This window comes from Psychromonas sp., from assembly GCF_047632955.1.
Lineage (GTDB): Bacteria > Pseudomonadota > Gammaproteobacteria > Enterobacterales > Psychromonadaceae > Psychromonas.
On the sequence record NZ_JBLIED010000013.1, the window covers coordinates 1 to 24,612 of the forward strand.

Consider the following 24,612-nt stretch of genomic DNA (forward strand, 5'->3'; position numbering starts at 1 on the left):
AATAGTGGCGCAAATAAATTGGCGAATAAAATTGCCAGCATAATACCTTCAGGGAAAGCTGGATTGACGACACGAATTAAAACTGTCATCAAACCTATCAATATGCCGTACAACCATTTACCTTTATCGGTAAAGGATGCAGAAACAGGATCCGTTGCCATAAAGATCATACCAAAGGCAAAACCACCCAGAACAAGGTGCCAGTACCAAGGTAGTGCGAACATGGGATTAGTATCACTACCAATAAAATTAAACATTGTTGAAACAGCAATCATCCCGATCATCACTCCGGCGATAATACGCCATGAAGCAATGCCGGTAATAACAATAAAGGCCCCACCGATTAAAATCGCCAGCGTAGATACTTCGCCGATACTACCCTGCATATTGCCCAGAAAAGCATTCATCCAGGACATACCTGATTGTGCAACTGCGTCTAAACCACCCTGCGCTGCCATCCCTAAGGGTGTTGCCCCGGAGAAACCATCAACAGCCGTCCAAACCGCATCACCGGAAAGGCTAGTTGGGTATGCAAAGTATAGAAAAGCACGGCCGGCCAGAGCGGGATTCATAAAGTTACGACCCGTCCCGCCAAAAATTTCTTTCGCTACAACAACACCAAAGGTAATACCTAAAGCCACTTGCCAAAGAGGAATAGTCGCAGGAACAATCAAGGCAAACAGGACGGATGAAACGAAGAAACCTTCGTTTACTTCGTGTTTACGCACACTTGCAAACAGGACTTCCCAGAAACCACCGACCAAAAAGGTGACCGCATAAATGGGCACAAAGTACATTGCACCAAAGAGAAGGTTATCAAACAGACCCGCACCGGAGCCCATTGTCACCCCGAGCATATTCAAAATAGCAATACGCCAATCATCAAAAGCAGAAAATCCACCCACGATAGCTGCATTTGCCTGTGCACCGGTATTGTACATGCCAAAAAACATAGCAGGGAAAGTAGCTAACCAGACAAAGATCATAATACGTTTCAGATCAATGCCATCACGCACATGGGTGATGCCTTTAGTGACAAGCCCGGGAGTATAGAAAAAAGTAGCTGTCGCTTCGTACAGGGCATACCATTTTGCATAACGCCCCCCCGATTCAAAATGCGGTTCCATTTGTTCAAATATATGCTTCAGATTCATTATTAGCCTTCCTTCTCAATTTTGCTTAGGCTCGCACGCAACACAGAACCATAATCATATTTGCCGGGGCAAACATAAGTACATAATGCTAAATCTTCTTCATCTAACTCTAAACAGCCTAATGACTGAGCACTGTCAGTATCACCAACGATTAAGTCGCGCAGTAAAATGGTCGGTAAAATATCCAGCGGCATGATCCGCTCATATTGACCAATAGGTACCATTGCACGTTTACTACCGCCTGTCGTTGTTGTAAAAGCAAACGATTTTGCCTTATTAAGCGCAGAGATAAAAACATTAGAGACGGAATGTTTATTACTACCGGGCACTCCCCAACCAAATAACTCTTTCTCGTAACCTTCAACTAAAGCCGAGATTTGATTATGGTAACGTCCGAGGTAGGCATGTGCAGCTGCTGCTGTCACACCGCATAAAACAGAACCGGAGATCACCCGCACTTCGTCATCAATTAATTCATTGGCAGTGAGCTGCTTAATGGAAGCACCATAATGGGTGCGCAATAAACGCGGATTTTTCACCGCAGGGCCTGCCAGTGAAATAACTTTATCCGTATAAAGTTCACCGCTGGTAAATAACATCCCGAATGCAATAACATCCTGATAATTAATTGACCAAACCTGTTTAACAGCAGACACCGGATCAATAAAATGAATATGAGTTCCTGCTAAACCTGCCGGATGAACACCCGAAAACAGCTTCTCTTCAACATTTACCAATTCAGATTTTGGCAGGATGGTTTCACCCTTACAAACATAAACCTTACCGGCGGTTAATTGTGCTAACAATGCTAAGCCGTCAGTAAAAGCCTGCTTATTGCTATTAATAATTAACTCGGCATTAGCCGCCAATGGATTAGTATCCATGGCCGTCACAAAAATTGAAACCGGCTCTGCATCAATTGCAGGTATTTTACTGAAAGGACGCGTACGCAATGCCGTCCATGCACCTGAATCGATTAAATTCTTAACGATCTCAACACGTCCGATGTTTTTAAGTTGTGCACTTGCATATTTAGGGAAAGAGATACTTTCTTGCCCTTTTATAGCAATAACAACCGACTGTAAAACACGTTGTGCCCCGCGATTAATTTCTTTAACTGTACCGGATGCGGGAGAAGTAAAATGCACACCGGAATTCTTTTTATCACTAAAAAGAATTTGACCTTTTTTGACGGTATCGCCGACCTTAATTGCCATTAATGGACGCATTCCTACGTATTCTTCACCCAGAATTGCGATTTCAGTGATGCTTGGACCATCATGAATGACTTGTTCTGGTGTGCCGGCGATAGGGAGATCCAGTCCTTTTTTTATAGTAATCATATTCTCTTGCACTATGTATAAGGGATGGGATGTTAATTGCCTTTCGGCATAAAAACATGACATGTTTTATGATTTTTTTAAAAAATAACAATCATTTAACACGAAGACTAAAAATTTCCTGCATATAGTATCACTAGAGGGTAGGCATTTGCCATATCAAAAGATGAGGTTAGCCACTCTAAGTTCAAATTTTTTGTAAAAAAAATTCACATAAAAGTGTTTTTTTTTAACATTATTAAAAATAATCATTTAGCGCTATCTTAAATACTAATAGGCTATTTGCCTCCTCCTAAACAGTTTGCTGAATCTGGCGATAGTTGTTTTTTTGCTTCCCACTGAGCGGGCGTCATAGTATGTAAAGCAAGCGCATGCACCGGGCCAGCTAATTCATCCTTTAACAGCGCATTTATCAGACGATGCCGAGCAATCAAAAGCATACCTTCAAATTCTTGACTCACCACAGTCACTTTAAAATGCGTTTCAGAATTGGCCGGTACAGAATGACGATCACTTTCATTAACCACCTGCAAAAATTCCAAGCCTATATTGTCTCTGATTTTTTTTTCAATTATTATTTGGACCATCATCTTAAATCTCCTTTTTTGATGTATATACCCATGATACTTCAAGATGCATCATAAAGTAATTTAGGTATATAGTAAGAACGATAACAAAGAGACGGTCATTTAGTCACCATTTTAATCCCATAATTTTTTGCAGGTAAGACGTGTCCACTAAAACTATTTCTTTAAATATGGGGATCACCAAAGTTTTTCCCTGCTCTTATCTTGCTAACCAAAAAGAGCAGCTGATTATGTTGATTGATCCTCAAAATAATGCACAATATTATTATCCGACACTTTTAGCCAACGGCTTTAGGCGCAGCGGTGAGCAAGTTTATCGCCCAAACTGCGGACACTGCGAGGCCTGTCAGTCGCTACGAATAAACACCTTCAATTTCCAAAAATCACGTAGCCAAAAACGCTTATTAAATAAAAACAGCGCCTTTACTACCAAGATCAGCACTCAGCTAAGAGATTGTTATTATGAGCTCTACCAGAACTACATTAATCAAGTTCATTACGACGGGCCTATGTTTCCGGCGTCAAAGAAACAGTACAAGGAGTTTATAAGCTCAACTTGGAGTAGCTCTATTTTTATTGAAATATATGATAGGGAAAAACTCATTGCAGTGAGCGTAACTGATTTACTCAGTGCCGAAAATATGAAAGCCTGGAGTGCTTTATACTGCTTTTATGACCCCGACTACCGCTCCCATTCCCTCGGGAAATTTGCGGTTTTATGCCAATTACAATTAGCCAAGGCAGATCATGTTGAGTGGTTATATTTAGGTTATTACATAAAAGAATGCCAAAAGATGAATTACAAAGCGCAGTTTCGGCCTCATCAGCGTTTTATCGGCAGACACTGGATTGATTTTAATTAAACTATGCGCTGACTTTTATCAGACAATAACTCCTTATACCTAAATAACTTACAGATGCAGATTTAGATTCAAGTAATTTGGGTGTATATTTACCCCTATGGGCTTAATAAACAAACAACAATCCTTTACCACAGCCCATAATTCTGGCATTATGCGCCGATTGAAATTAGCTCGATATAAAATACAAAGGATCCATCGCCAATGGCAAAAGAAGATAGTATTGAAATGCAAGGCACGATTATAGACACCTTGCCTAACACAATGTTCCGTGTTGAATTAGAAAACGGACATATTGTTACAGCACATATCTCAGGTAAAATGCGTAAAAACTACATCCGTATTCTGACTGGCGATAAAGTAACAGTTCAACTTACACCTTACGATTTATCTAAAGGTCGCATTGTATTCCGTGCTCGTTAATAGGTTACGTTGTTTAATAGCAGGTTTTTATTTACTGCAAAACATAAAAAAACCAGCTTTAAGCTGGTTTTTTGTTTTTTGCAGTAAATATTATGTCAGCGTCAGAGTTTTAGCATAACTAAAACTGATGTCCTGCCCATCTTTATTTAAGGAAACAGTAACACTTCCTCCATTTTGTAGTTCACCAAATAAAATCTCATTAGCCAGTGGTTTTTTCAATTTTTCCTGAATCAAACGCCCCATTGGCCGTGCACCCATCGCCCTGTCATAACCACGATCAGCTATCCATTTCCTGGCGCTATCGCTGACTTCCAGTGAAATCTGCTTTTTATCAAGCTGCGCTTGTAACTGCACAATAAATTTATCCACCACTTGATAAATAACCTTGATATCAAGATGGTTAAACCAAATAACATTATCAAGACGATTTCTAAATTCGGGGGAAAATAATTTATTTATTTCATCGGTCGCTTTGTGTGAATCTTTTTGATCTTTAAAGCCGATACTCTGCTTAGCGGTTTCCCGCGCCCCTGCATTGGTTGTCATCACTAAAATAATATTTCTAAAGTCTGCTTTACGACCGTTAGTATCCGTTAAGGTCCCGTGATCCATCACTTGTAATAATATATTGAAGATATCGCTGTGTGCTTTTTCTATTTCATCAAGCAGCAGTACAGCATAAGGGTGTTTAACAACCGCATCGGTTAATAACCCCGCCTGTTCATAACCAACATAGCCAGGAGGTGCCCCTAACAGCCGGGAAACCGTGTGCTTTTCCATGTATTCTGACATGTCAAAACGCAGAAGCTCGATGCCCATTGCCTTAGCAAGTTGCTGTGTCACTTCGGTTTTGCCGACACCCGTGGGACCTGCAAAAAGAAACGAACCTATTGGTTTTGACTCATCGGATAATCCGGAGCGATTTAAATGAATGGCGTCGGTTAATACATCAATAGCATCATTTTGACCAAACACCGTCATTTTTAAACGTTCTGGTAATTTAGCTAATTGATCTTTTGCCGAACTGGAAACTGATTTTTCAGGGATTCGAGCAATTTTGGCAATGACGCTTTCAATTTCAGGTACACCAATGGTTTTTTTACGTTTACTCGCGGGTAATAAGCGCATTTGCGCCCCTGCCTCATCGATCACATCAATGGCCTTATCGGGAAGGTGGCGATCATTAATATATTTAGCACTGAGCTCTGCAGCGGCCATTAACGCCTTATTGGTATAGCGAATATGATGATGTTTCTCGTAACGGGATCTTAATCCGAGTAATATTTGCGCCGTTTCTTGAACAGTCGGCTCTACCACATCAATTTTTTGGAAGCGACGTGATAATGCATGTTCCTTTTCAAAAACTTGCCCATACTCTTTATAAGTTGTCGAGCCCATACAGCGAAGTTTGCCACCACTGAGCAAAGGTTTTAACAGGTTTGCGGCATCAAGTTGCCCGCCCGTTGCGGCGCCCGCACCAATAATAGTATGAATTTCATCAATAAATAAAATAGCCCCTTCCTGAGACTCAAGTTGTGTTAATACAGTTTTAAAACGCAACTCAAACTCTCCGCGGTATTTTGTACCGGCGAGCAATGCGCCCATATCCAGCGAATAAACAATATTATCGGCAATCACTTCCGGTACATTTTCATGCACTATGCGGTAAGCAAGTCCTTCTGCAATGGCGGTTTTCCCAACCCCTGCTTCTCCTACCAATAAAGGGTTATTTTTACGGCGACGGCATAACACTTGTATACAGCGTTCAAGCTCTTTATCCCGGCCTATTAACGGATCAATGCTCCCCGCTTCAACTTGTTTATTTAAATTAATGGTATAGGGCATACTTTCCGAATCTTCCGCTTCGGTTTCATTGTGCTCATCTGCCGAAAAAGAAGGAATAATAGCGTCCGCCGGTTTTCTGATTCCGTGGGACAGATAGTTAACAACATCTAAACGGGAAAGGTGGGCTTTCTTTAAAAAATATACAGCTTGAGATTCTTGTTCGCTAAAAATAGCCACTAATACACTGCCGGCTGAAACTTCCGTAGAGCCGGAAGATTGCACATGAAAAATCGCCCGCTGCAGAACACGCTCAAAAGCGATTGTCGGCTGAATTTCAATTTCTTGCGTATGTACCTCAGGTATCGCAGGACTATTTTCTAAAAACGCAATAATCTCCAAATGCAAAGAGACAATATCAACAGAGCAAGCGGTAAATAAATCTTTTATTTCGTCATTTTCTAACAACGCTAATAATAAATGCTCGACGGTCATAAATTCATGCGATTTTTCAAAGGCAATACGAAAAGCCAAATCTAAACTGTTTTCCAACGCTTTGTCTAACATAAAAGCCCCTTGGGAGTTAATAACAAAAAATTATAAGTCTTATTAACAACTTAAAACTACTCATAATACCTATCACTTAAGATTCTTTTTCCATCGAGCAACGTAACGGGTGCTCGTTTTGCCTTGCATAATTCATCACCTGCATCACTTTTGTTTCTGCAATTTCTGCACTAAAAGTGCCACAAATACCAACATCTTTATAATGAACATTAAGCATCACTTCGGTGGCTTGTTGATTATCTAATCGGAAAAACCGTTGCAGCACATCAATAACAAAGTCCATCGGCGTATAATCATCATTATGTAACAACACATTGTACATCGAAGGAGGTATCAGTTTTGTTTCAATTTTTTCGATTGTGTTAGATTCATTAACTGTTTTTGGAGTCTTTTTTTCACTCATCTTTAAGTCTAGTCTTATTTAATAAAGTTACGAAAAAATTCGTTAGCAGCCCAAAGGGCAATTGAGAACCTTAGATTAATCTTTACTTAATAAATGTGCAAACCGAGAGTCGAAATATGCAACCATGCGCTGAAATAGTATCTGCTTTTATTCATCTGTGACTCATAATAGAGGATCTTGCTCATATATATCACTAATAGCTTATCGTTATCCTTTACGTAAAATAATAAAAATAAGACTCAAAAATGCAGCAGATGTTCAATAAATAATTAATTTTTTTAATTTTAGTGATATCAATTCGGCAGGAAAATGAATACAACCAATATAAAAGCATAAAAAAAGCGGCGACTGTTTTACCAGTAGCCGCTTTTTTTATGCTTTCATTAGCTCAGAGTTGATAAACAACCTGATTCGAACTGCCACGCCATTGCAGGCTGGGATCCGCCAACACCTGCTCAAACTTACCATCAATTAAGACATCGGTGAGTGCAATGATTTGCCGTTGCTCTACGCTCAGCTCTTCCAGTAAATAACCCGTCCAGATCCAAATATCTTTGCCCTCACATTCAGATTTAACCCGTTGAATCAGTTTTAATACTGTCTCCGTATTGGCAGGATGAAGCGGGTCGCCGCCCGACAAAGTTAATCCCTGTTTTTTAATACGCGTGTCATTAAGATCGGCAATAATCTGATCTGCCAGCTGATCTGTAAATAACGCTCCGGCATCGGGTGACCAGGTCGCCTGATTATAACAACCTTTACATTGGTGAATACAGCCGGACACAAAGAGCGTAGATCTTGTGCCTTCACCATTTAAGACATCTAACGGGTAATATTTACTGTAATTCATTTTTTCTCCTACAGATAAAACAGCTCCAGTTGAACGAGCTGTTCTTTAAAATAACGCTTTGCAGACAATTAAAACCCTATAAATGCTTAACGCGACGTCTGACCTCTTCCTGCTTACCTTCATTAAACGGTCTTGCATCGGGGCTGCCTAAATAACCACAGACACGGCGTATCACTTCCACCTTATCTGAATCAGAATTACCACAACTCGGGCAGACAAAGCCTTTACTGGTACAATTAAACTCGCCGGTAAAACCGCATTCATAACACTCGTCAATCGGTGTGTTGGTCGCATAATAAGGGACATGTGCATAACTGTAATCCCAGACATCTTCTAACCCTTTAAGGTTATGCTGCATATTAGGATATTCGCCGTAGCAGATAAAACCACCGTTTGCGAGCTCTGGATAAGGCTTCTCAAAGTCAATTTTATCGTAGGGATTAACTGATTTTTCAACGTCTAAATGAAAGCTGTTGGTGTAATAACCCTTCTCTGTCACGCCCTGTAAAACCCCAAACTCTTTTGCATCAAGACGGCAAAAACGATCACATAAATTTTCCGATGGTGTTGAATATAAGCTGAAGCCATAGCCTGTTTCTTCGGTCCAGCGTTGTGTTGCTTCTTTCAGATAACGAATGATCGCCACTGCTTTTTGCTGTTTTTCCAGATCATCAAAGAGATGCTGTTCACTGCCATACAGAGCATTAATGGTTTCATGTAAACCGACATAACCCAATGAAATAGATGCGCGGCCATTTTTAAAGATCTCTGCCACACTATCATCCGCTTTTAAACGTACACCGCAGGCACCTTCCATATATAAGATAGGCGCAACACTGGCTTTGACATCAGATAAACGTTCTATCCGTGTATCCAGCGCCTTTTTGGCAATCGCTAAACGTGCATCTAATAATTTATAAAAGTGACTTTCGTCGCCCTTTGATTCTAAAGCAATACGGGGTAAGTTAAGACTAACTACGCCTAGGTTGTTGCGACCATCATGAATTAATTCATTATTTTCTTCATAAGTACTCAAGAAACTGCGGCAACCCATTGGCGTTTTAAATGACCCGGTCACTTCAACAACTTTATCGTAATTTAAAATATCGGGATACATACGTTTACTTGAACACTCTAACGCCAACTGTTTGATATCATAGTTAGGATCCGTCGCTTTATGATTAACACCCTCTTTAATGGCGAAAACAAGTTTTGGGAAAATAGCTGTTTTATGATTTTTACCTAAGCCTGTAATACGAATTTTTAAAATAGATTGTTGAATTAAACGTGCTTCCCAGCTTGTCCCTAAACCAAAACCAAAGGTGACAAAAGGTGTTTGTCCATTGGCTGTGTGCAGGGTATTAACTTCATATTCAAGAGATTGGAATGCATCCAAACACTCTTTATCGGTTTGTTGTGTTGCATAAGCCTGTGGATCGGCAATCCCCCACTGCTCAGCTATTTTCAAATGTTTTTTGTAACTGATAGTGACATAAGGCGCAAGTATTGTATCAATACCGTTAATAGTGGTGCCGCCGTATATATGACTGGCAACCTGGGCAATAATTTGCGCCGTTACCGCCGTTGCGGTTGAGATTGATTTAGGCTCTTCAATTTCTGCATTACCCATTTTGAATCCCTGAGTAAACATGCCTTTAATATCGATTAACATACAGTTAAACATAGGGAAAAACGGGGCGTAATCTAAATCGTGATAATGTATTTCGCCTTTTTCATGAGCGCGCACCACATCACGGGGCAGCATATAGGATTTGGCATAATGTTTAGCCACTATTCCCGCTAACAAGTCGCGCTGCGTAGGGATCACTTTACTGTCTTTATTGGCATTTTCATTAAGTAATGAAGCATTACTCTGTTCAATCAAACCATAAATTTCGCTATTTAAATGGCTCTTTCGCTCACGAGCAAGATCGCGATCATGACGGTATTCAATATAAATACGTGCCAGTTCCGTATGGCCGCTTTTCATTAAACATTCTTCAACTGCATCTTGAATATGATGAATATCAACTTCCACCAGGCCATTGAGTTTGTCTTTGACCTCCTGTGCAATTGCAAATGCGTCGACACCTTTACAGCGGGCCGCACCAGAGGCTTTTAATATTGCTTCTGCGATGCGCAGAGCATTAAAGGGGGCTTGGCTACCATCACGCTTGATAACAACAGGTTTCATAAAAGAACTCCAAAAAAAACGAGAAGACACAATATCTAGTGGGTGAGCACTATACATAACACCATATATGTACATATTGATATAAATCAATTTTAGATTAGGGTGCTTATTAAGTGTCTGTAAATATGAAATAGCTTGTAAAAGCAGAATAAAATAGCCAGTTAGTTGCATTTTATGAAAATTATTCTACGCCGTGATAATAATATTCAGACAGCGCGTAAAAAACTTCCTTAGGTTTATATTTTTACACTGATTTTTTGCTCCTTTATTGTTATCATACTCGCCTGTTAGAGCCCGCTAAATACACCTACAAAGGTAGTGGAATTAAATTCTTATGAGCGATTATTTTTTACTGTTTGTTGGTACTGTGTTAGTTAATAACTTTGTACTGGTCAAATTTTTAGGCTTATGCCCCTTTATGGGCGTTTCGAATAAAATAGAAACGGCGGTTGGCATGTCATTTGCCACAACCTTTGTTTTAACCTTAACGGCTGCCGCTTCATATATTGTTAATAAATATATTTTATTCCCCTTAGATCTGGTTTATTTGCAAACCATCGGTTTTATCCTGGTGATTGCGGTTGTTGTTCAGTTTACTGAAATGGTAATGCACAAAACCAGCCCCACTTTATACCGATTGTTAGGAATTTTTTTACCGCTGATAACCACCAATTGCGCGATTTTAGGGTTAGCATTACTGAATATTAATGAAAATCATGATTTTGTTGAGTCCGTCATTTACGGATTTAGTGCCGGGGTTGGTTTTTCATTAGTCTTAGTGGTTTTTTCCTCAATGCGTGAACGTTTAGCGGCTTCAGATATCCCCTTACCCTTCAAAGGAGCATCAATCGCGATGATCACCGCGGGATTAATGTCTCTTGCCTTTATGGGTTTCACCGGTCTTATTAAGTAGCGGAATAATTATAAAATGATAATCAGTATAACCATCGCTATTTTAACCTTTGCCGTTTTAGGCGTCATTTTTGGCGCTATATTAGGTTACTCTTCGATCCGCTTTAAAGTAAAAACGGATCCTATTGTTGAAGAGCTGGATGCTATTTTACCGCAAACCCAGTGCGGTCAGTGCGGTTATCCGGGTTGTAAACCCTACGCACAAGCTATTGCCAATGGTGATGATATCAATAAATGTCCTCCAGGGGGCGACGCCGTCATGCGCCAACTGGCAGAACGCATGGGTGTCGAACCAAAAGACGTAGAAGCTGAGGAAAAACCCAAATTAGTTGCCTTTATTCGCGAAGATGAATGTATCGGTTGTACAAAATGTATTCAGGCTTGCCCGGTTGATGCCATTATAGGTGCAACAAGACAAATGCATACGGTGATCACCGATGAGTGCACCGGCTGTGAGCTTTGTGTTGCCCCCTGCCCGACCGATTGTATTGATATGAATCCCATTGCGTTAACCACCCAAAATTGGCAATGGGACTTGAACCGTATACCAACAAAAACCACAACTGAGCTGTAATATAATGACAAAATCAATAAACCTTCTCAGTGACGAACAACTCGCACAAGTTTCCTCCGGAAAGCAGTGGTCTTTCCACGGTGGTATTCATCCGGCAGAAAACAAACAGCAAACTAACCAAATTGTCATTACTGATGCGGGTATTCCCCCGTATTTGATCTTCTCCGTTGAACACAAAGGTTACATTCCTGAATTATTAGTTAAAGTGGGAGATCCGGTTCTAAAGGGTCAGGCATTAAGCAAAGTTTATGGGGCAATGGTCGTACAGCACGCCAGCAGTTCAGGAGTTGTTTACGCAATAGAGAAACGTACCGACCTCCACCCTTCAGGCTTACCGGTATTATCCGTCGTTATTGAAACCGATGGGTTAGACCGAAGTATTGATTATATAAAACCACAGGATTATCAAACTCAACCAGCGGCGCCACTGATCGACTTAATGCAGCAGTCAGGCATTGTCGGAATGGGCGGAGCTGGATTTCCAAGTCATTTGAAGTTAAGCAATGCACATAAGGTTAAACTATTAATCATCAATGCCATTGAATGTGAGCCCTATATCACCGCAGATGACCGGTTAATACAGGAGCATGCCGATGAAATCATTACCGGCATCGAAGTCTTACAGCATATTCTAAAACCGACATTAACCGTGTTCGCCATTGAAGATAATAAACCGCAAGCCATTGCCGCAATTAATCTCGCCATTAAGCAAGCGCCCGAATCGTTGCAGGCAAACTTAAAGGTTAGCATTGTCCCGACCCGCTACCCGTCAGGGGGAGAAAAACAGTTAATTGAAATGATTACCGGACAACAGATTCCCCTTGGTCAACATCCAACGGCTCTGGGCATTGTCATGCACAATGTCGGTACTGTGTTTGCGGTCAAAGAGGCCATCATTAACGGTAAGCCTCTTACCTCGCGCATTGTCACCTTAACCGGCGATGCCTTTAAAAACAAAGGTAATGCCAGTGTCAGGATTGGCACCCCCATTCACTACCTGCTGGAACAGTACGGACTGCAGGAAAATCATCTAAAAAAACTGCTTATTGGCGGTCCGATGATGGGGTTTACCATCAACCATACCGATATTCCGGTAACTAAAACCTGTAACTGTATTCTGGTGCCAACGGCTAAAGAAATGCCGGAGCCGCCCGCAGAAATGCCCTGCATCCGTTGTGGAGAGTGTTCAGAGGTTTGCCCTGCGGTATTATTACCGCAGCAACTTTTATGGTATTCCAAAAGTCAGGATCATCAAAAATTAGAAGAATATAACCTTCCGTCCTGTATTGAATGTGGCGCCTGCGCCTTTGTGTGCCCAAGCAATATTCCACTGGTTGAATATTATCGAGTGGCAAAAGCTGAAATTAGAAATGCGCAGCAGGAAGCTCAAAAAGCGGAAATAGCACGCGTTCGTCATGAAAATAGAGCCGCCCGATTAGAACAAGCAAAATTAGAACGTCAGGCCAAGCATCAGGCAGCAGCAGAAAAACGCAAACAGTCAAAAGAAAACAATGGCGGACAGGACTTAATTACAGCCGCACTTGAACGCGCTAAAGCTAAAAAACAGCGCTTAGCCGACACAGCAAAAGAACCCGAAAATGAAAGTAAACCCGCCGATAACAAAAAAGATGCAGTAGCGGCTGCCATTGCCCGCGCCAAAGCTAAAAAACAGGCTGCAGCACAAGCAACGCAAGAACCTGAAAGTGAAAATGAAAGTAAACCTGCAGATAACAAAAAAGATGCGGTAGCGGCTGCTATTGCTCGCGCCAAGGCCAAAAAACTGGCTGCAGCACAAGCGACGCCAGAATTAGAAAATGAAAGTAATACAACCGATCATAAAAAAGATGCAGTAGCGGCTGCTATTGCTCGCGCCAAAGCTAAAAAACAGGCTGCAGCACAAGCAACGCAAGAACCTGAAAGTGAAAATGAAAGTAAACCTGCAGATAACAAAAAAGATGCGGTAGCGGCTGCTATTGCCCGCGCCAATGCCAAAAAACTGGCTGCAGCACAAGCGACGCCAGAATTAGAAAATGAAAGTAATACAACCGATCATAAAAAAGATGCAGTAGCGGCTGCTATTGCTCGCGCCAAGGCCAAAAAACTGGCTGCAGCACAAGCGACGCCAGAATCAGAAAGCGAAACAACCGATCATAAAAAAGATGCGGTAGCGGCTGCTATTGCCCGCGCCAAGGCTAAAAAACAGGCTGAAGCACAAGCGGCGCCAGAATCAGAAAGCGAAACAACCGATCATAAAAAAGATGCGGTAGCGGCTGCTATTGCCCGCGCCAAGGCTAAAAAACAGGCTGCAGAGAGTACCCGCCAAACAACTGATCAGCTGCCGAATAATTGCGAGGTAATAAAAGAGCGTAAACGGCGCAAAGAGCAGGCGCAGTTAGATAAACAGAATTCGAATGCAACAGACACGCAATCTAGCACGCAATCTAGCACGCAATCTAGCACGCCCCACGAGACTACCGACGACCAAAGCTCTCTGCAAGCGGATCACCGAAAAGCAAAAATAGCCGCCGTAATTGCTAAAGCAAAAGCACAAAAAACAGCGCACAAGGATTAATGGAAATGGCCTACAAGAATGCAAGCTCCCCCCATCAAAAACAGCCTAGAACAACAACCCAGGTGATGCTTTTGGTGATTTTATGCTTAGTGCCAGGAGTGCTTTTACAAAGTTATTTTTTTGGTTATGCAAACTTAATACAAATATCTCTGGCCTGTCTGAGCGCATTGGCAAGTGAAGCTTTTATTTTAAAATTAAGAAAGCGTCCTATTTTTAATACCCTAAAAGATAGCAGTGCTTTACTGACAGGGATCCTTATTGCGATTTCCATCCCCCCTCTCGCGCCATGGTGGATTGTGGTGATTGGTACTGTTTTTGCTATCATATTTGTGAAGCAATTATACGGCGGTCTTGGACAAAATATTTTCAACCCCGCCATGGCGGCTTATGTTTTGCTGTTAATTTCCTTTCCGGTACAGATGACCTCGTGGTTACCGGTACAGTCTCTGCAACCCTTTTCTCTGACCCTGATGGATCAGATAAATGCAATATTCACAGGCTCTACTCTGGACGGATATTCGGTTGAGCAACTGAGTGTCAGCATTGACGGTTTGTCTATGGCCACGCCGCTTAACACTGCACGTGATGCCCTGCATAATGGATTTACGATCAGCGAAATGTTCAATAGCCTGCAATTTAAAGCCTCTTCCTGGCAGCAAATTTATTGGATTAACGGCGCTTTTTTAGCGGGTGGATTAATTTTATTATTTAAACGTGTTATTCATTGGCATATTCCGCTTAGTTTCTTAGCGGGTATCGGCATTTTCTCTTTTATTGCTTTTGCCTACAGTCCGGATCTTAACGCGCCGCCGCTCTTTCACCTTTTTTCCGGGGCAACAATGTTAGGTGCCTTTTTTATATTAAGCGATCCCGTTAGCGCCGCGACAACGGTTAAAGGACGGATTTTATTCGCGTTATTAATCGCTTTCATCGTGGTTATTATTCGCAACGTGGGGGGTTACCCTGACGCCGTTGCATTTGCTGTTCTGCTCGGCAATATGTGCGTTCCTCTGATTGATTATTATACCCAGCCTAAGGTTTATGGGGGAGGTCGCTAAGATGTTTTATATGCTTAAAAATAAAAATAATGGTATCGATAAAATTAATGATGATGGACAAGCAATAGTATCTGGGGAGAGAGTTTAATATGTTTTCAACGATCAGTCGCAATGCCTATTTACTGGCCGCCTTTGCTGTCGTTTGTACCGGCAGTATCGCCATTGTTAACGAATTTACGCAACCTATCATTGCTCAGCAGGAGCAAAAGGCATTGCTGAGAACTCTAAACCAACTTATTCCGGCTGATTTATATGATAACGATATTGTTGCTAGCTGTTTTATGGTCACCGATAAAAACTTATTAGGCAGTGCAGAGCCGCAGCATGCGTTTATTGCGAAAAAAGACAATCGTCCTGTCGCATTAATGTTAAAAACATCCACCATGAGGGGTTATGCGGGCAGAATAAATCTGGTCGTTGGTATTTACGCAGATGCGCGCATTGCCGGTGTCCGAGTACTTCATCATTCTGAAACCCCGGGCTTGGGCGATAGAATTCAAACCAATAAATCGGACTGGATTTACTCCTTTAATGATAAGTCTTATGAAGAGTCACAGGAATCACGTTGGGAAGTGAAAAAAAATGGCGGCGATTTTGATGCCTTTACCGGGGCAACCATTACGCCTCGTGCTGTTGTTTTTGCCGTAAAAGATGCGTTAATTTATTTTCAAAAAAACAAAAAAACACTCTTCAAACATGAAGCAACTTGTGGAGAAAGTTTATGAATGAACAAACTCAGGAAATTGCCGACGGTATAGCAAATAGCGCGACTGCCGATCCCATTTATAAGGAATTAATGCTTCAGGGTTTATGGAAAAATAACCCGGGGATAGTACAGTTGTTAGGCTTATGCCCGTTGTTGGCGGTCACCAATACGGTAACCAATGCGCTCGGACTTGGTTTGGCCTCGATGTTTGTTTTAATCGCCTCAAATTCATTGATCTCGTTAATCCGTCATCATGTACCACAAGCCATCCGGATCCCTATTTTTGTTATGATCATCGCCTCACTGGTCAGCTGCATTCAATTACTGATGAATGCCTTTACCTATGAGCTTTACCTTTCTTTAGGTATTTTTATCCCCCTGATCGTCACTAACTGTATCATTATTGGACGGGCAGAGGCCTTTGCATCAAAAAACAACATTAAACATTCCGCATTTGATGGTCTGATGATGGGTTTAGGATTTTGCATTGTCTTAATTATTTTAGGCGCCAGCCGAGAAATATTAGCTCAGGGAACATTATTTTCCGGAATAGAAACCATGTTAGGAGACGGGGCTAAGGTATTAACCATCACGCTTTACCAGGCTGATACAAGCTTTTTACTGGCAGCGCTGCCGCCGGGTGCTTTTATCATTATGGGATTAATCATCGCGATTAAGAACTTTGCTGATCAGCGGATCAAAAAATAATGAATAAGTTTAAACGCCGTGAAATATTAATGCGTCTGCGGGCTGAAAATCCAAAACCACAAACGGAGCTGAATTACAGCTCTCCCTTTGAGTTATTAATTGCGGTTATTCTCTCCGCGCAAGCAACCGACGTCAGTGTTAACAAAGCAACCGACCGGCTTTATCCCGTTGCCAATACGCCAAAGGCAATCGCAGCCTTGGGCGTTGAAGGTTTAAAGCACTACATTAAAACCATTGGTTTATTTAACAGCAAAGCCGCCAACGTGATCAAAACCTGTGAGCGCTTAATAACACTCCATAACAGTGACGTGCCTGAAAATAGAGAAGCCTTAGAAGACTTGCCCGGTGTCGGACGTAAAACCGCTAATGTGGTATTGAATACGGCCTTTGGCTGGCCGACAATAGCGGTAGATACGCATATTTTCCGCGTTTCTAACCGCACTAAATTGGCCTCGGGCAAAAATGTAGAGGAAGTCGAAAAGAAATTACTTAAAGTGATACCCGCCGAATTTAAGCTTGATGTACACCATTGGCTTATTTTACACGGCCGTTATACCTGCGTTGCCCGCAAACCCCGCTGTGGTTCCTGCTTGATTGAAGACTTATGTGAATTTAAAGACAAAACAGAAGATTAAATAATGGAATTGCTCTGATGGTATCGGTAGGGTGAATTCTATGCACCGCAAACAGCGCGAGATGCGAAATGCGAGCTTCTAGCTTCGATATTTCGAGTATAAAAAAACCGAGCCAGTGCTCGGTTTTTTAGTCTTTAAGATTAGAAAGCGATTACTCTTCGCCCTTTTCACCTCGTAGATGGATGGTAATACCGTTTAAGAAGTATCTTAACAGTTGATCACCACATAACTTATAGTTACGGTGATCCTGTTTTCTAAATAACGCTGACAACTCACTTTTAGAAATAGGGAATTCGGCTAGATCTAACATCTTCAACATATCTCCATCTTTATAGTTCAATGCGATACGCAGCTTTCTTAAAATATCGTTGTTAGGCAAAATTGATTTTGCCGGCAAGATAACTGGCTTAGAGCCTTCTTTTTTACCGCGTTTTTCATTGATAAGACCATCTAAAAAAAGTGATAGTAAACTATCGCGGCATAAAACAAAATTTTCTTCACCTTCTTTAGCTATGATGCTGTGTAAGTATTTTTCGTCAATTGCATTATCAACCGAGGCAAAAATTTCTAGCATTTTTTTATCGTTCAGTTTAAACGCATAACGTACACGTCGTAAAACATCATTTGTGATCATAATTTCTCAATAGTTTTTGGTTTTTAGAAGGCACACTATACGCAAACAGCGAAAATATGCCAATTTAGAATTATCATAGAAAAAGAAAGCGTATTAATTTAAGTACAATAACCTTATAGGACTATATAGAACTAGGCATTACCTTTTACTTTTAACTGCGCCTCTGCTGCAAAGTTCATCATTCTGTTTAAAGAAACTAATGCTCCTTGAGCAACCTTTTCATCAACATCAATTTCATGACCCGTTGCATCATTCAGAGCGTTGTATACAGCTTTAAGACCATTCATTGCCATCCAGGGACAATGTGCACAACTGCGGCAGGTCGCTCCGTCTCCGGCCGTGGGCGCTGCCATGAATTCTTTATCCGGGCAGGCCTGCTGCATTTTATAGAAAATACCGGTATCCGTCGCCACTATCAACCGCTTGTTGGGTAGCGTTTGCGCCGCTTTTATCAACTGACTTGTTGAGCCTACCGCATCCGCTAGTTTAACCACACTCTCAGGCGACTCCGGATGCACTAAGACAGCAGCGTCGGGATAAACTGCTTTCATGTCTCGAAGTGCACTGGCTTTAAATTCATCGTGAACAATACAGTCACCTTGCCACATCAGCATATCAGCACCCGTTTCACGCTGAATGTAACCGCCTAAATGCCTGTCCGGGGCCCAGATGATTTTTTTATTCTGGCTATCCAGATGCTCGACAATTTCTAATGCAATACTTGAAGTCACGACCCAATCAGCACGCGCTTTAACGGCTGCTGAAGTGTTTGCATACACAACCACAGTTCGGTCGGGGTGTTGATCGCAAAAGTCACTGAAGGACTCAATCGGGCAACCCAGGTCTAACGAGCAGGTAGCTTCTAATTCAGGCATTAGCACCTGTTTGTTCGGGGTCAAAATCTTAGCGGTTTCGCCCATAAAACGAACACCGGCAACGACCAGTGTGGTGGCCGGATTATCGCGACCAAAACGCGCCATATCTAATGAATCAGAAACATAACCGCCGGTTTCTTCTGCTAACGCCTGAATTTCGGGAGCGGTATAATAGTGCGCAATTAAAACCGCATTTTTTTCTTTTAATAAGGTTTTAATTTTAGCTTTATAATTAACCTTTTCAGGTTCCGAAAGAACAGCTGGTTTGGCTGGGAAAGGATAGTCTGAACCCGCAATTGGAGAGTATTTGCTCATCATAGTCTCTTAGATATTAAAAAATGTCAGTAATTATACCGCGAACAGCAATAAAAGTGATAATAAAAAATGATCATAGCAATGTTGTTAACTGTAGCCGCTTGTAGCTGCATAGGATATTTGTTAATAGAACAACAGTGACTGCAATAACTGTCTTACTTTGATGCATTTTTCCGACGCCTAATCGCTTGTCTAAGCAGTGGAATTAATTAAGTGTAGTAATCAAAGACAGATGACAATAATAGATGTTTTTTAATTAATAGAACGTATGGGATTTTTTTATAGGGAGGTGGTAAAAATGGTGGGCCGTGAAGGATTTGAACCTTCGACAAATGGATTAAAAGTCCACTGCTCTACCAGCTGAGCTAACGGCCCGAATAAATCTTCGGTCTTACTTACTAATCGAAGGTTGCACTTCGATTCTTATCAACTAAAGGGGATTAAAATTTACATTTCAACCAACTTAGCTAACGGTCAGAATTATTTTTCGGTCTTACTTGTTAATCGAAGGTTGTACTTCGACTATTTAAAATTTGGTGGGCCGTGAAGGATTTGAACCTTCGACAAATGGATTAAAAGTCCACTGCTCTACCAGCTGAGCTAACGGCCCGAATAAATCTTCGGTCTTACTTGTTAATCGAAGGTTGCACTTCGACTATTTAAAATTTGGTGGGCCGTGAAGGATTTGAACCTTCGACAAATGGATTAAAAGTCCACTGCTCTACCAGCTGAGCTAACGGCCCGAATAAATTTTCGGTCTTACTTGTTATCGAAGGTGTACTTCGACTCTTTTCAACTAAAATGGATTAAAATTCAGATTTCAACCAACTTAGCTAACGGTCAGAATATAGTTTAATCTAACTGTTTAAAATTTGGTGGGCCGTGAAGGATTTGAACCTTCGACAAATGGATTAAAAGTCCACTGCTCTACCAGCTGAGCTAACGGCCCGAATTATTTTTCGGTCTTACTTACTAATCGAAGGTTGCACTTCGACTCTTATCAACTAAAGGGGATTAAAATTCACATTCAACCAACTTAGCTAACGGTCAGAATATAGTTCAATCTAACTGTTCAAACTTTGGTGGGCCGTGAAGGATTTGAACCTTCGACAAATGGATTAAAAGTCCACTGCTCTACCAGCTGAGCTAACGGCCCGAATAAATTTTCGGTGTTACTATTTGGTCTACAATTCACGTAACAACAATTCATGTGGCAAAGACCAAACTAACGAACAAATAAAATATTTCGTTATAATTGAAAAAATAGAAACATGAACTGAATCACATCACTCTCTCTCAACTGCGGCGTATACTATACAAAATTATGAATATCGCAACAAAAAACGCTTGTTTTTTTCCTGTTTGCCGACAAAGTAAACAAAATACAAAAAGCAGAGATTACAACTTGTTATATTATTAAAGCAGAATCGAATTTATAGCGCATCTAAGCGTTTTTGTGCGAGCCCTGCCGCCGATGAATTAGGATATTCTTTTAACAATTTTTGATAAAAGTCTTTTGCCGAAGTTAGCTCCCCCAAATACTCATCAATAATACCTATTTTAAACAAGGAATCCGCACGTTTACCCGACTCGGGAAATTTTTCGCTAACCGTCAGGAAAGCTATTCGAGCTTCTTTGCGTTTTTTCTGCTGATATAACAGTTGCCCTAACCAATAATGGGAATTTGCAAGATATTCAGATTGAGGATAATCAATAACAAATGCCTCAAAAGCGGTAATTGCCTGATTATAATCCTTATTAACTAAGACCAGATCCACAGCAGTTTGATAGGCAGTCTGTTCACCTGCAGAAACGGCTGTTGCGGTATTGCCCGCGGCAGTCGAGCCTGAGTCAGTCTTAGATTGTTCAACCAGTTGGTATAAATCTCGTTGGCGATTTTCAATCGCACTGATTTTATGATCAAACAGTTCCATGCTCCCCTTAATTTCTCGCAACTCTTGAGACAGTTGAGTCAATTGGTTTTGCATGCGCATTTGCATTCTATTACGCGATTCTAATAAACGCGTAAACTTTTCTAATTGTTTGTCAACGCTACTCGCCCCTTCCGTGGCTGTCACGTCACTGACGGGAGCAGCAGCAAAAGCGGAGGCTGAACAAAAAGTGGCCAAAAGAATGGCCCCTTGAAGATTAATTTTTTTCATCTGTTATTAATAAACCAATTCTGCGCGACGGTTATCCGTCCAAGAAGCTTCAGCGTGTCCAAAGTTAAGCGGTTTTTCTTCACCGTAGCTTACAACGCTAATTTGACCTGCTGAAACACCCATATTTTCCAGGTAAACAGAAACTGACATGGCACGACGTTCGCCTAATGCGATATTGTACTCAGGTGTTCCTTTTTCATCTGTATGCCCTTCGATAGTCACTTTTTGTTCAGGGTTATTGACTAAGTATTTAGCATGTGCATCCAAAATAGAAGTAAACTCTGGTTTAATCATGGAGTTATCAAAATCAAACTGAATGATTTTTTGCAAGATAGCATCTGAGTATTGCTTAGCCATTAACTCTTCTTCGGTCAGCTCTATCGCTTGAATTCCGTCTGTTTCAATATTATTTTCTGCCGCAGCCTGTTCCATTGCAGCTTGTTCCATTGCCGCTTTATTCGCTTCCATGGCTGCTGAATCGGTATCACTGTTTGAGCTACACGCACTCAAAGCTAACATTGGCAGTGCAATTAATAAACTTTTTGAAATCATACTTAGGTTCATTTTGTTTCCTTTATAATTGTTAATTAACTTACTTTAAAAATGGAGACCATGCAGGTGATTTAACCTCTCCACTTTGTGCTGGAATATTCGCTTTAAAACGACCATCCATGGAGACTAACGCCAAGCCTTGACTGCCTTTATAAACGGTACTGTAAATTATCATACTACCGTTGGGCGCAACGCTTGGTGATTCATCTAAATTGGTTTTAGTTAACGTTCTTAACTCGCCAGAGGCAAGGTCTTGTGCAGCTATTTTATAATTACCACCATGGCGGCTAACGAGCACTAGACTAGCACCATCGGGGGTGATTGTGCCACCTAAATTAAGATCACCATCCCAGGTCAGACGTTTTGTCACCTTCGATTCGAGGTCAATTTGATAAATTTGCGGCTGACCACCACGTGCAGAAGTAAAGATTAAACTTTTTCCGTCTGGTGACCAGCTGGGTTCGGTATCTATGGCGCGATTATTGGTAATTCTGCGCAGCGCTTTACTTTGAGTGTCTAAGGTATAGATCTCAGGTTGTCCATCTTTTGACAAGACTAAGGCTAAATATTTGCCGTCGGGAGACCAGCTGGGTGAGCCGTTTATTTTTGGAAAGGAGGTCATTAATTCACGTTTTTGGCTATATAAATCTTGTATATAGATTTGTGAACGGCGTTTTTCAAAACTAACATAGGCTAATTTTCTGCCGTCCGGAGACCAGCTTGGTGTCATGATCGGCTGTTTTGAACGTAGTATTAACTTTTCATCATAACCGTCATAATCAGAAATACGTAATTGATAAGGATGGCTGCTTTTACGATCTACTGCAATATAGGCAATCCTGGTTAAAAATGCGCCCTTTTCACCGGTTAATTTTTCATAAACAACATCACTAATACGATGGGCAAAGCGCCGTAATTGGGTTTTACTGACGGTGCCACGGCGGCTTTCTAAAATAGGGCTATAGTCGGCAACATTTGCATTTCCCGTGACCACATCTACCAGTTCATAGGTAACAATGTATTTGCCGGCTTCGGTAGCAGGAGCGACTTCCCCCATCAGTAACGCTTCAATCCCCATTTTATGCCACTGAGCATAATTAAGCGCGCGGCTCGTTGACGGAGTATTTGGCATTTCACCCACAGGAAGCGGACTAAATTGACCACTGCGTTGTAAATCTGCGGCGATAATAGCTGCAAAATCCCCCGGTTTTTCGCCATCACCTAACCACTTAAATGGAATAACAGCGATCGGTCTGGCAGTATTAACCCCTTCGGTAATTAAAATTTCTAAGCGGGCAGAAGCCTGGGCCGAAAATATAATGATTGAAATGGACAAAAATAAACGTAACAGCATAGGGCTGGGTTTCCTTAAAGGTCAGGTTCTACAGTAATATCAAAATCACGGAACTGGGCAGCAATATCCGGATCTTTGGGTATCGGTAATGTGTTTGCTTTTAACGCGGCACGCTTAGCTGACTCACAAAGTTTAAGATCACCGCTGCTTCGCGTCACGCTAATCACTAGACCATCGGCGGTTGTACGAATTGCCAGGGTACAACTTTTCCCTTTCATACTAGGCTCAGTCTGCCAGTTTCGCCCTATTTTATCGCGTATAAGCGCCGTGTAGCGAGCGATTTCGGATAATTGCCGAGAGCTTTGGGCATTTGAAAATGTATCTTCAAATTGCGCATCCATCTGCTTATCAAGTTCAGCTTTGCGTAAGCGTTCTTTTTCTTGTTGGGCCTTAACTTTAGCCTCTGCAGCCGCTTTTTCAGCAGCTACTTTTTGAGCTTCAACTCTTTGAGCTTCTGCTTTTTGGGCTTCTATTTTTTTGCGTTGCTCTTCAGCTTGTTTTCGAGCATTCTCCGCCTGCTGTTTTTTAAGCTTCTCATCTGCTACTTTTTTGGCTTTTTCGGCATCCTGCTTGGCTTTTAACTGTTTCGCGGCCAGCGCTTTTTCTGCGACGATCCGTTCAGCGGCTTTTTTCTTGCGCAGAGTATCAGCTTTTTCCGCCTCAATGCGTTTGGTCTCTTTCTTCTTGCGCAGATCTTCAGCTTTTTTCTTTTCTTGCTGAATGCGCTGTTTTTCTTCTTCTACTTTCTTTTTTTCAGCCTGTATTTTTTCACTCTTACGTTGTGCCAAATCATCAAACAACTTTTGATTAATCACGGTGGCATTGATAATGGGCACTTCATTTTTAGGCTGGGTTTTAAGGATAGAAAAATTCACATTCATGAGCAATACAGAGCCGACGATAATATGCAGCAGAAGTGCAGTGATAAAGGCTATTAATGTTGATCTATCTTTCATTCTTCTTCCGGCTCGGTCATCAGGCCAAGGGAAGGTACACCGGCAGACTGCAATAAAACCATTAGGTCTATAACGCTCTTGTAGTTAACCTCGCCATCACCTTTAACGACAAATTGAGCATTAGGATCCGCTGCCAATTGTGCGCTGACTAAAGCGGTCATCTGCTCACCATCAAGCGGCGAATCAATACTGTCGCCAACACTTAAATAATAGCGCCCCTCTTTATCGATGGAAGCTATCATTGGCGGTTTACTGTCTGCCGCTAAGGCCTCGGCAGCTGCCTGCGGCAAATCAACTTTAACTCCCTGTGTTACAAGGGGAGCGGTCACCATAAAAATAATTAATAAAACCAACATAACGTCAATATAAGGAACCACATTAATTTCAGCAATAACGCGGCGTCTTTTGGGACTTCGATATGAATATTGTTGCATAACTT

23 protein-coding genes and 5 tRNA genes are annotated in these 24,612 nt (G+C 41.5%); 9 read left to right on the forward strand and 19 right to left on the reverse strand.

What is annotated here, in order from left to right:
* The 3 genes from ACJAZP_RS09765 to ACJAZP_RS09775 all read right to left on the reverse strand — a co-directional run.
* Positions 1-1,154: NADH:ubiquinone reductase (Na(+)-transporting) subunit B (locus ACJAZP_RS09765; protein ID WP_415230555.1), on the reverse strand; the 1,154-nt coding region annotated here is incomplete at its 3' end.
* A 2-nt stretch (positions 1,155-1,156) separates the two neighbouring features.
* Complete coding sequence (locus ACJAZP_RS09770) at positions 1,157-2,497, reverse strand: Na(+)-translocating NADH-quinone reductase subunit A (protein WP_415230556.1); 1,341 nt, start codon at positions 2,495-2,497, stop codon at positions 1,157-1,159.
* Between the two features lie 275 nt (positions 2,498-2,772).
* Positions 2,773-3,084 carry a BolA family protein gene (locus tag ACJAZP_RS09775; protein WP_415230557.1) on the reverse strand — a complete coding sequence of 104 codons (312 nt, stop codon included), beginning with the start codon at positions 3,082-3,084 and terminating at the stop codon, positions 2,773-2,775.
* A gap of 140 nt (positions 3,085-3,224) precedes the next feature.
* On the opposite strand from ACJAZP_RS09775, the gene ACJAZP_RS09780 reads away from it, so the two are divergent.
* Both ACJAZP_RS09780 and infA read left to right on the forward strand, forming a co-directional pair.
* Positions 3,225-3,944 carry an arginyltransferase gene (locus tag ACJAZP_RS09780; RefSeq protein WP_415230558.1) on the forward strand — a complete coding sequence of 240 codons (720 nt, stop codon included), beginning with the start codon at positions 3,225-3,227 and terminating at the stop codon, positions 3,942-3,944.
* A gap of 201 nt (positions 3,945-4,145) precedes the next feature.
* Positions 4,146-4,364: a translation initiation factor IF-1 gene (gene infA / locus ACJAZP_RS09785; RefSeq protein ID WP_011769155.1), complete on the forward strand. Its 219-nt coding sequence runs from the start codon at positions 4,146-4,148 to the stop codon at positions 4,362-4,364.
* A 90-nt stretch (positions 4,365-4,454) separates the two neighbouring features.
* Here the strand turns inward: infA and clpA are convergent, their stop codons facing one another.
* From clpA to nrdD, 4 genes are all read right to left on the reverse strand, one after another.
* Positions 4,455-6,713 carry an ATP-dependent Clp protease ATP-binding subunit ClpA gene (gene clpA, locus ACJAZP_RS09790; protein WP_415230559.1) on the reverse strand — a complete coding sequence of 753 codons (2,259 nt, stop codon included), beginning with the start codon at positions 6,711-6,713 and terminating at the stop codon, positions 4,455-4,457.
* Between the two features lie 76 nt (positions 6,714-6,789).
* Positions 6,790-7,116: an ATP-dependent Clp protease adapter ClpS gene (clpS, locus tag ACJAZP_RS09795; RefSeq protein ID WP_415230560.1), complete on the reverse strand. Its 327-nt coding sequence runs from the start codon at positions 7,114-7,116 to the stop codon at positions 6,790-6,792.
* A gap of 388 nt (positions 7,117-7,504) precedes the next feature.
* Entirely contained in the window at positions 7,505-7,966 is a 462-nt protein-coding gene (gene nrdG, locus ACJAZP_RS09800; protein ID WP_415230561.1) for an anaerobic ribonucleoside-triphosphate reductase-activating protein, read from the reverse strand.
* Positions 7,967-8,042: 76 nt separating this feature from the next.
* Positions 8,043-10,160 (reverse strand): anaerobic ribonucleoside-triphosphate reductase, encoded by a 2,118-nt coding sequence (nrdD, locus tag ACJAZP_RS09805; RefSeq protein ID WP_415230562.1) that lies wholly within the window; start codon positions 10,158-10,160, stop codon positions 8,043-8,045.
* A gap of 334 nt (positions 10,161-10,494) precedes the next feature.
* On the opposite strand from nrdD, the gene rsxA reads away from it, so the two are divergent.
* From rsxA to nth, 7 genes are all read left to right on the forward strand, one after another.
* A complete protein-coding gene (gene rsxA / locus ACJAZP_RS09810; protein ID WP_415230563.1) occupies positions 10,495-11,073 on the forward strand; it encodes an electron transport complex subunit RsxA in 579 nt (192 codons plus the stop codon).
* Positions 11,074-11,088: 15 nt separating this feature from the next.
* A complete protein-coding gene (gene rsxB, locus ACJAZP_RS09815) occupies positions 11,089-11,646 on the forward strand; it encodes an electron transport complex subunit RsxB (protein ID WP_415230564.1) in 558 nt (185 codons plus the stop codon).
* A 4-nt stretch (positions 11,647-11,650) separates the two neighbouring features.
* Entirely contained in the window at positions 11,651-14,218 is a 2,568-nt protein-coding gene (gene rsxC, locus ACJAZP_RS09820) for an electron transport complex subunit RsxC (RefSeq protein WP_415230565.1), read from the forward strand.
* Between the two features lie 5 nt (positions 14,219-14,223).
* On the forward strand, positions 14,224-15,276 hold the full coding sequence (rsxD, locus tag ACJAZP_RS09825; protein ID WP_415230566.1) for an electron transport complex subunit RsxD: 1,053 nt from the start codon (positions 14,224-14,226) through the stop codon (positions 15,274-15,276).
* Positions 15,277-15,365: 89 nt separating this feature from the next.
* Entirely contained in the window at positions 15,366-16,001 is a 636-nt protein-coding gene (rsxG, locus tag ACJAZP_RS09830; RefSeq protein WP_415230567.1) for an electron transport complex subunit RsxG, read from the forward strand.
* Between the two features lie 71 nt (positions 16,002-16,072).
* Positions 16,073-16,690, forward strand: coding sequence for an electron transport complex subunit E (locus ACJAZP_RS09835; RefSeq protein ID WP_415230641.1), 618 nt, complete (start codon positions 16,073-16,075; stop codon positions 16,688-16,690).
* Positions 16,690-17,325 carry an endonuclease III gene (nth, locus tag ACJAZP_RS09840; protein ID WP_415230568.1) on the forward strand — a complete coding sequence of 212 codons (636 nt, stop codon included), beginning with the start codon at positions 16,690-16,692 and terminating at the stop codon, positions 17,323-17,325. Before ACJAZP_RS09835 ends, nth begins: the two co-directional genes overlap by 1 nt.
* A gap of 151 nt (positions 17,326-17,476) precedes the next feature.
* Here the strand turns inward: nth and ACJAZP_RS09845 are convergent, their stop codons facing one another.
* The 12 genes from ACJAZP_RS09845 to tolR all read right to left on the reverse strand — a co-directional run bounded on the left by ACJAZP_RS09845 (position 17,477) and on the right by tolR (position 24,607).
* Positions 17,477-17,959: a DUF1456 family protein gene (locus ACJAZP_RS09845; RefSeq protein ID WP_415230569.1), complete on the reverse strand. Its 483-nt coding sequence runs from the start codon at positions 17,957-17,959 to the stop codon at positions 17,477-17,479.
* Between the two features lie 131 nt (positions 17,960-18,090).
* Complete coding sequence (gene nadA, locus ACJAZP_RS09850) at positions 18,091-19,149, reverse strand: quinolinate synthase NadA (protein WP_415230570.1); 1,059 nt, start codon at positions 19,147-19,149, stop codon at positions 18,091-18,093.
* Positions 19,150-19,448: 299 nt separating this feature from the next.
* A tRNA-Lys gene (locus ACJAZP_RS09855) sits at positions 19,449-19,524 on the reverse strand.
* 159 nt (positions 19,525-19,683) lie between these two features.
* A tRNA-Lys gene (locus tag ACJAZP_RS09860) sits at positions 19,684-19,759 on the reverse strand.
* Positions 19,760-19,816: 57 nt separating this feature from the next.
* Positions 19,817-19,892, reverse strand: a tRNA-Lys gene (locus tag ACJAZP_RS09865).
* A 130-nt stretch (positions 19,893-20,022) separates the two neighbouring features.
* Positions 20,023-20,098, reverse strand: a tRNA-Lys gene (locus ACJAZP_RS09870).
* Positions 20,099-20,229: 131 nt separating this feature from the next.
* Positions 20,230-20,305 (reverse strand) — tRNA-Lys (locus ACJAZP_RS09875).
* Positions 20,306-20,582: 277 nt separating this feature from the next.
* A complete protein-coding gene (gene ybgF, locus ACJAZP_RS09880; RefSeq protein ID WP_415230571.1) occupies positions 20,583-21,311 on the reverse strand; it encodes a tol-pal system protein YbgF in 729 nt (242 codons plus the stop codon).
* Between the two features lie 6 nt (positions 21,312-21,317).
* Positions 21,318-21,875 (reverse strand): peptidoglycan-associated lipoprotein Pal, encoded by a 558-nt coding sequence (gene pal, locus ACJAZP_RS09885; RefSeq protein WP_415230572.1) that lies wholly within the window; start codon positions 21,873-21,875, stop codon positions 21,318-21,320.
* A 28-nt stretch (positions 21,876-21,903) separates the two neighbouring features.
* Positions 21,904-23,217, reverse strand: a complete 1,314-nt coding sequence (gene tolB, locus ACJAZP_RS09890; RefSeq protein ID WP_415230573.1) for a Tol-Pal system beta propeller repeat protein TolB — start codon at positions 23,215-23,217, stop codon at positions 21,904-21,906.
* Between the two features lie 14 nt (positions 23,218-23,231).
* Positions 23,232-24,173, reverse strand: coding sequence for a cell envelope integrity protein TolA (tolA, locus tag ACJAZP_RS09895; RefSeq protein WP_415230574.1), 942 nt, complete (start codon positions 24,171-24,173; stop codon positions 23,232-23,234).
* A complete protein-coding gene (tolR, locus tag ACJAZP_RS09900) occupies positions 24,170-24,607 on the reverse strand; it encodes a protein TolR (protein ID WP_415230575.1) in 438 nt (145 codons plus the stop codon). The genes tolA and tolR overlap by 4 nt, the downstream gene beginning before the upstream one ends.
* Positions 24,608-24,612 lie beyond the last annotated feature (5 nt).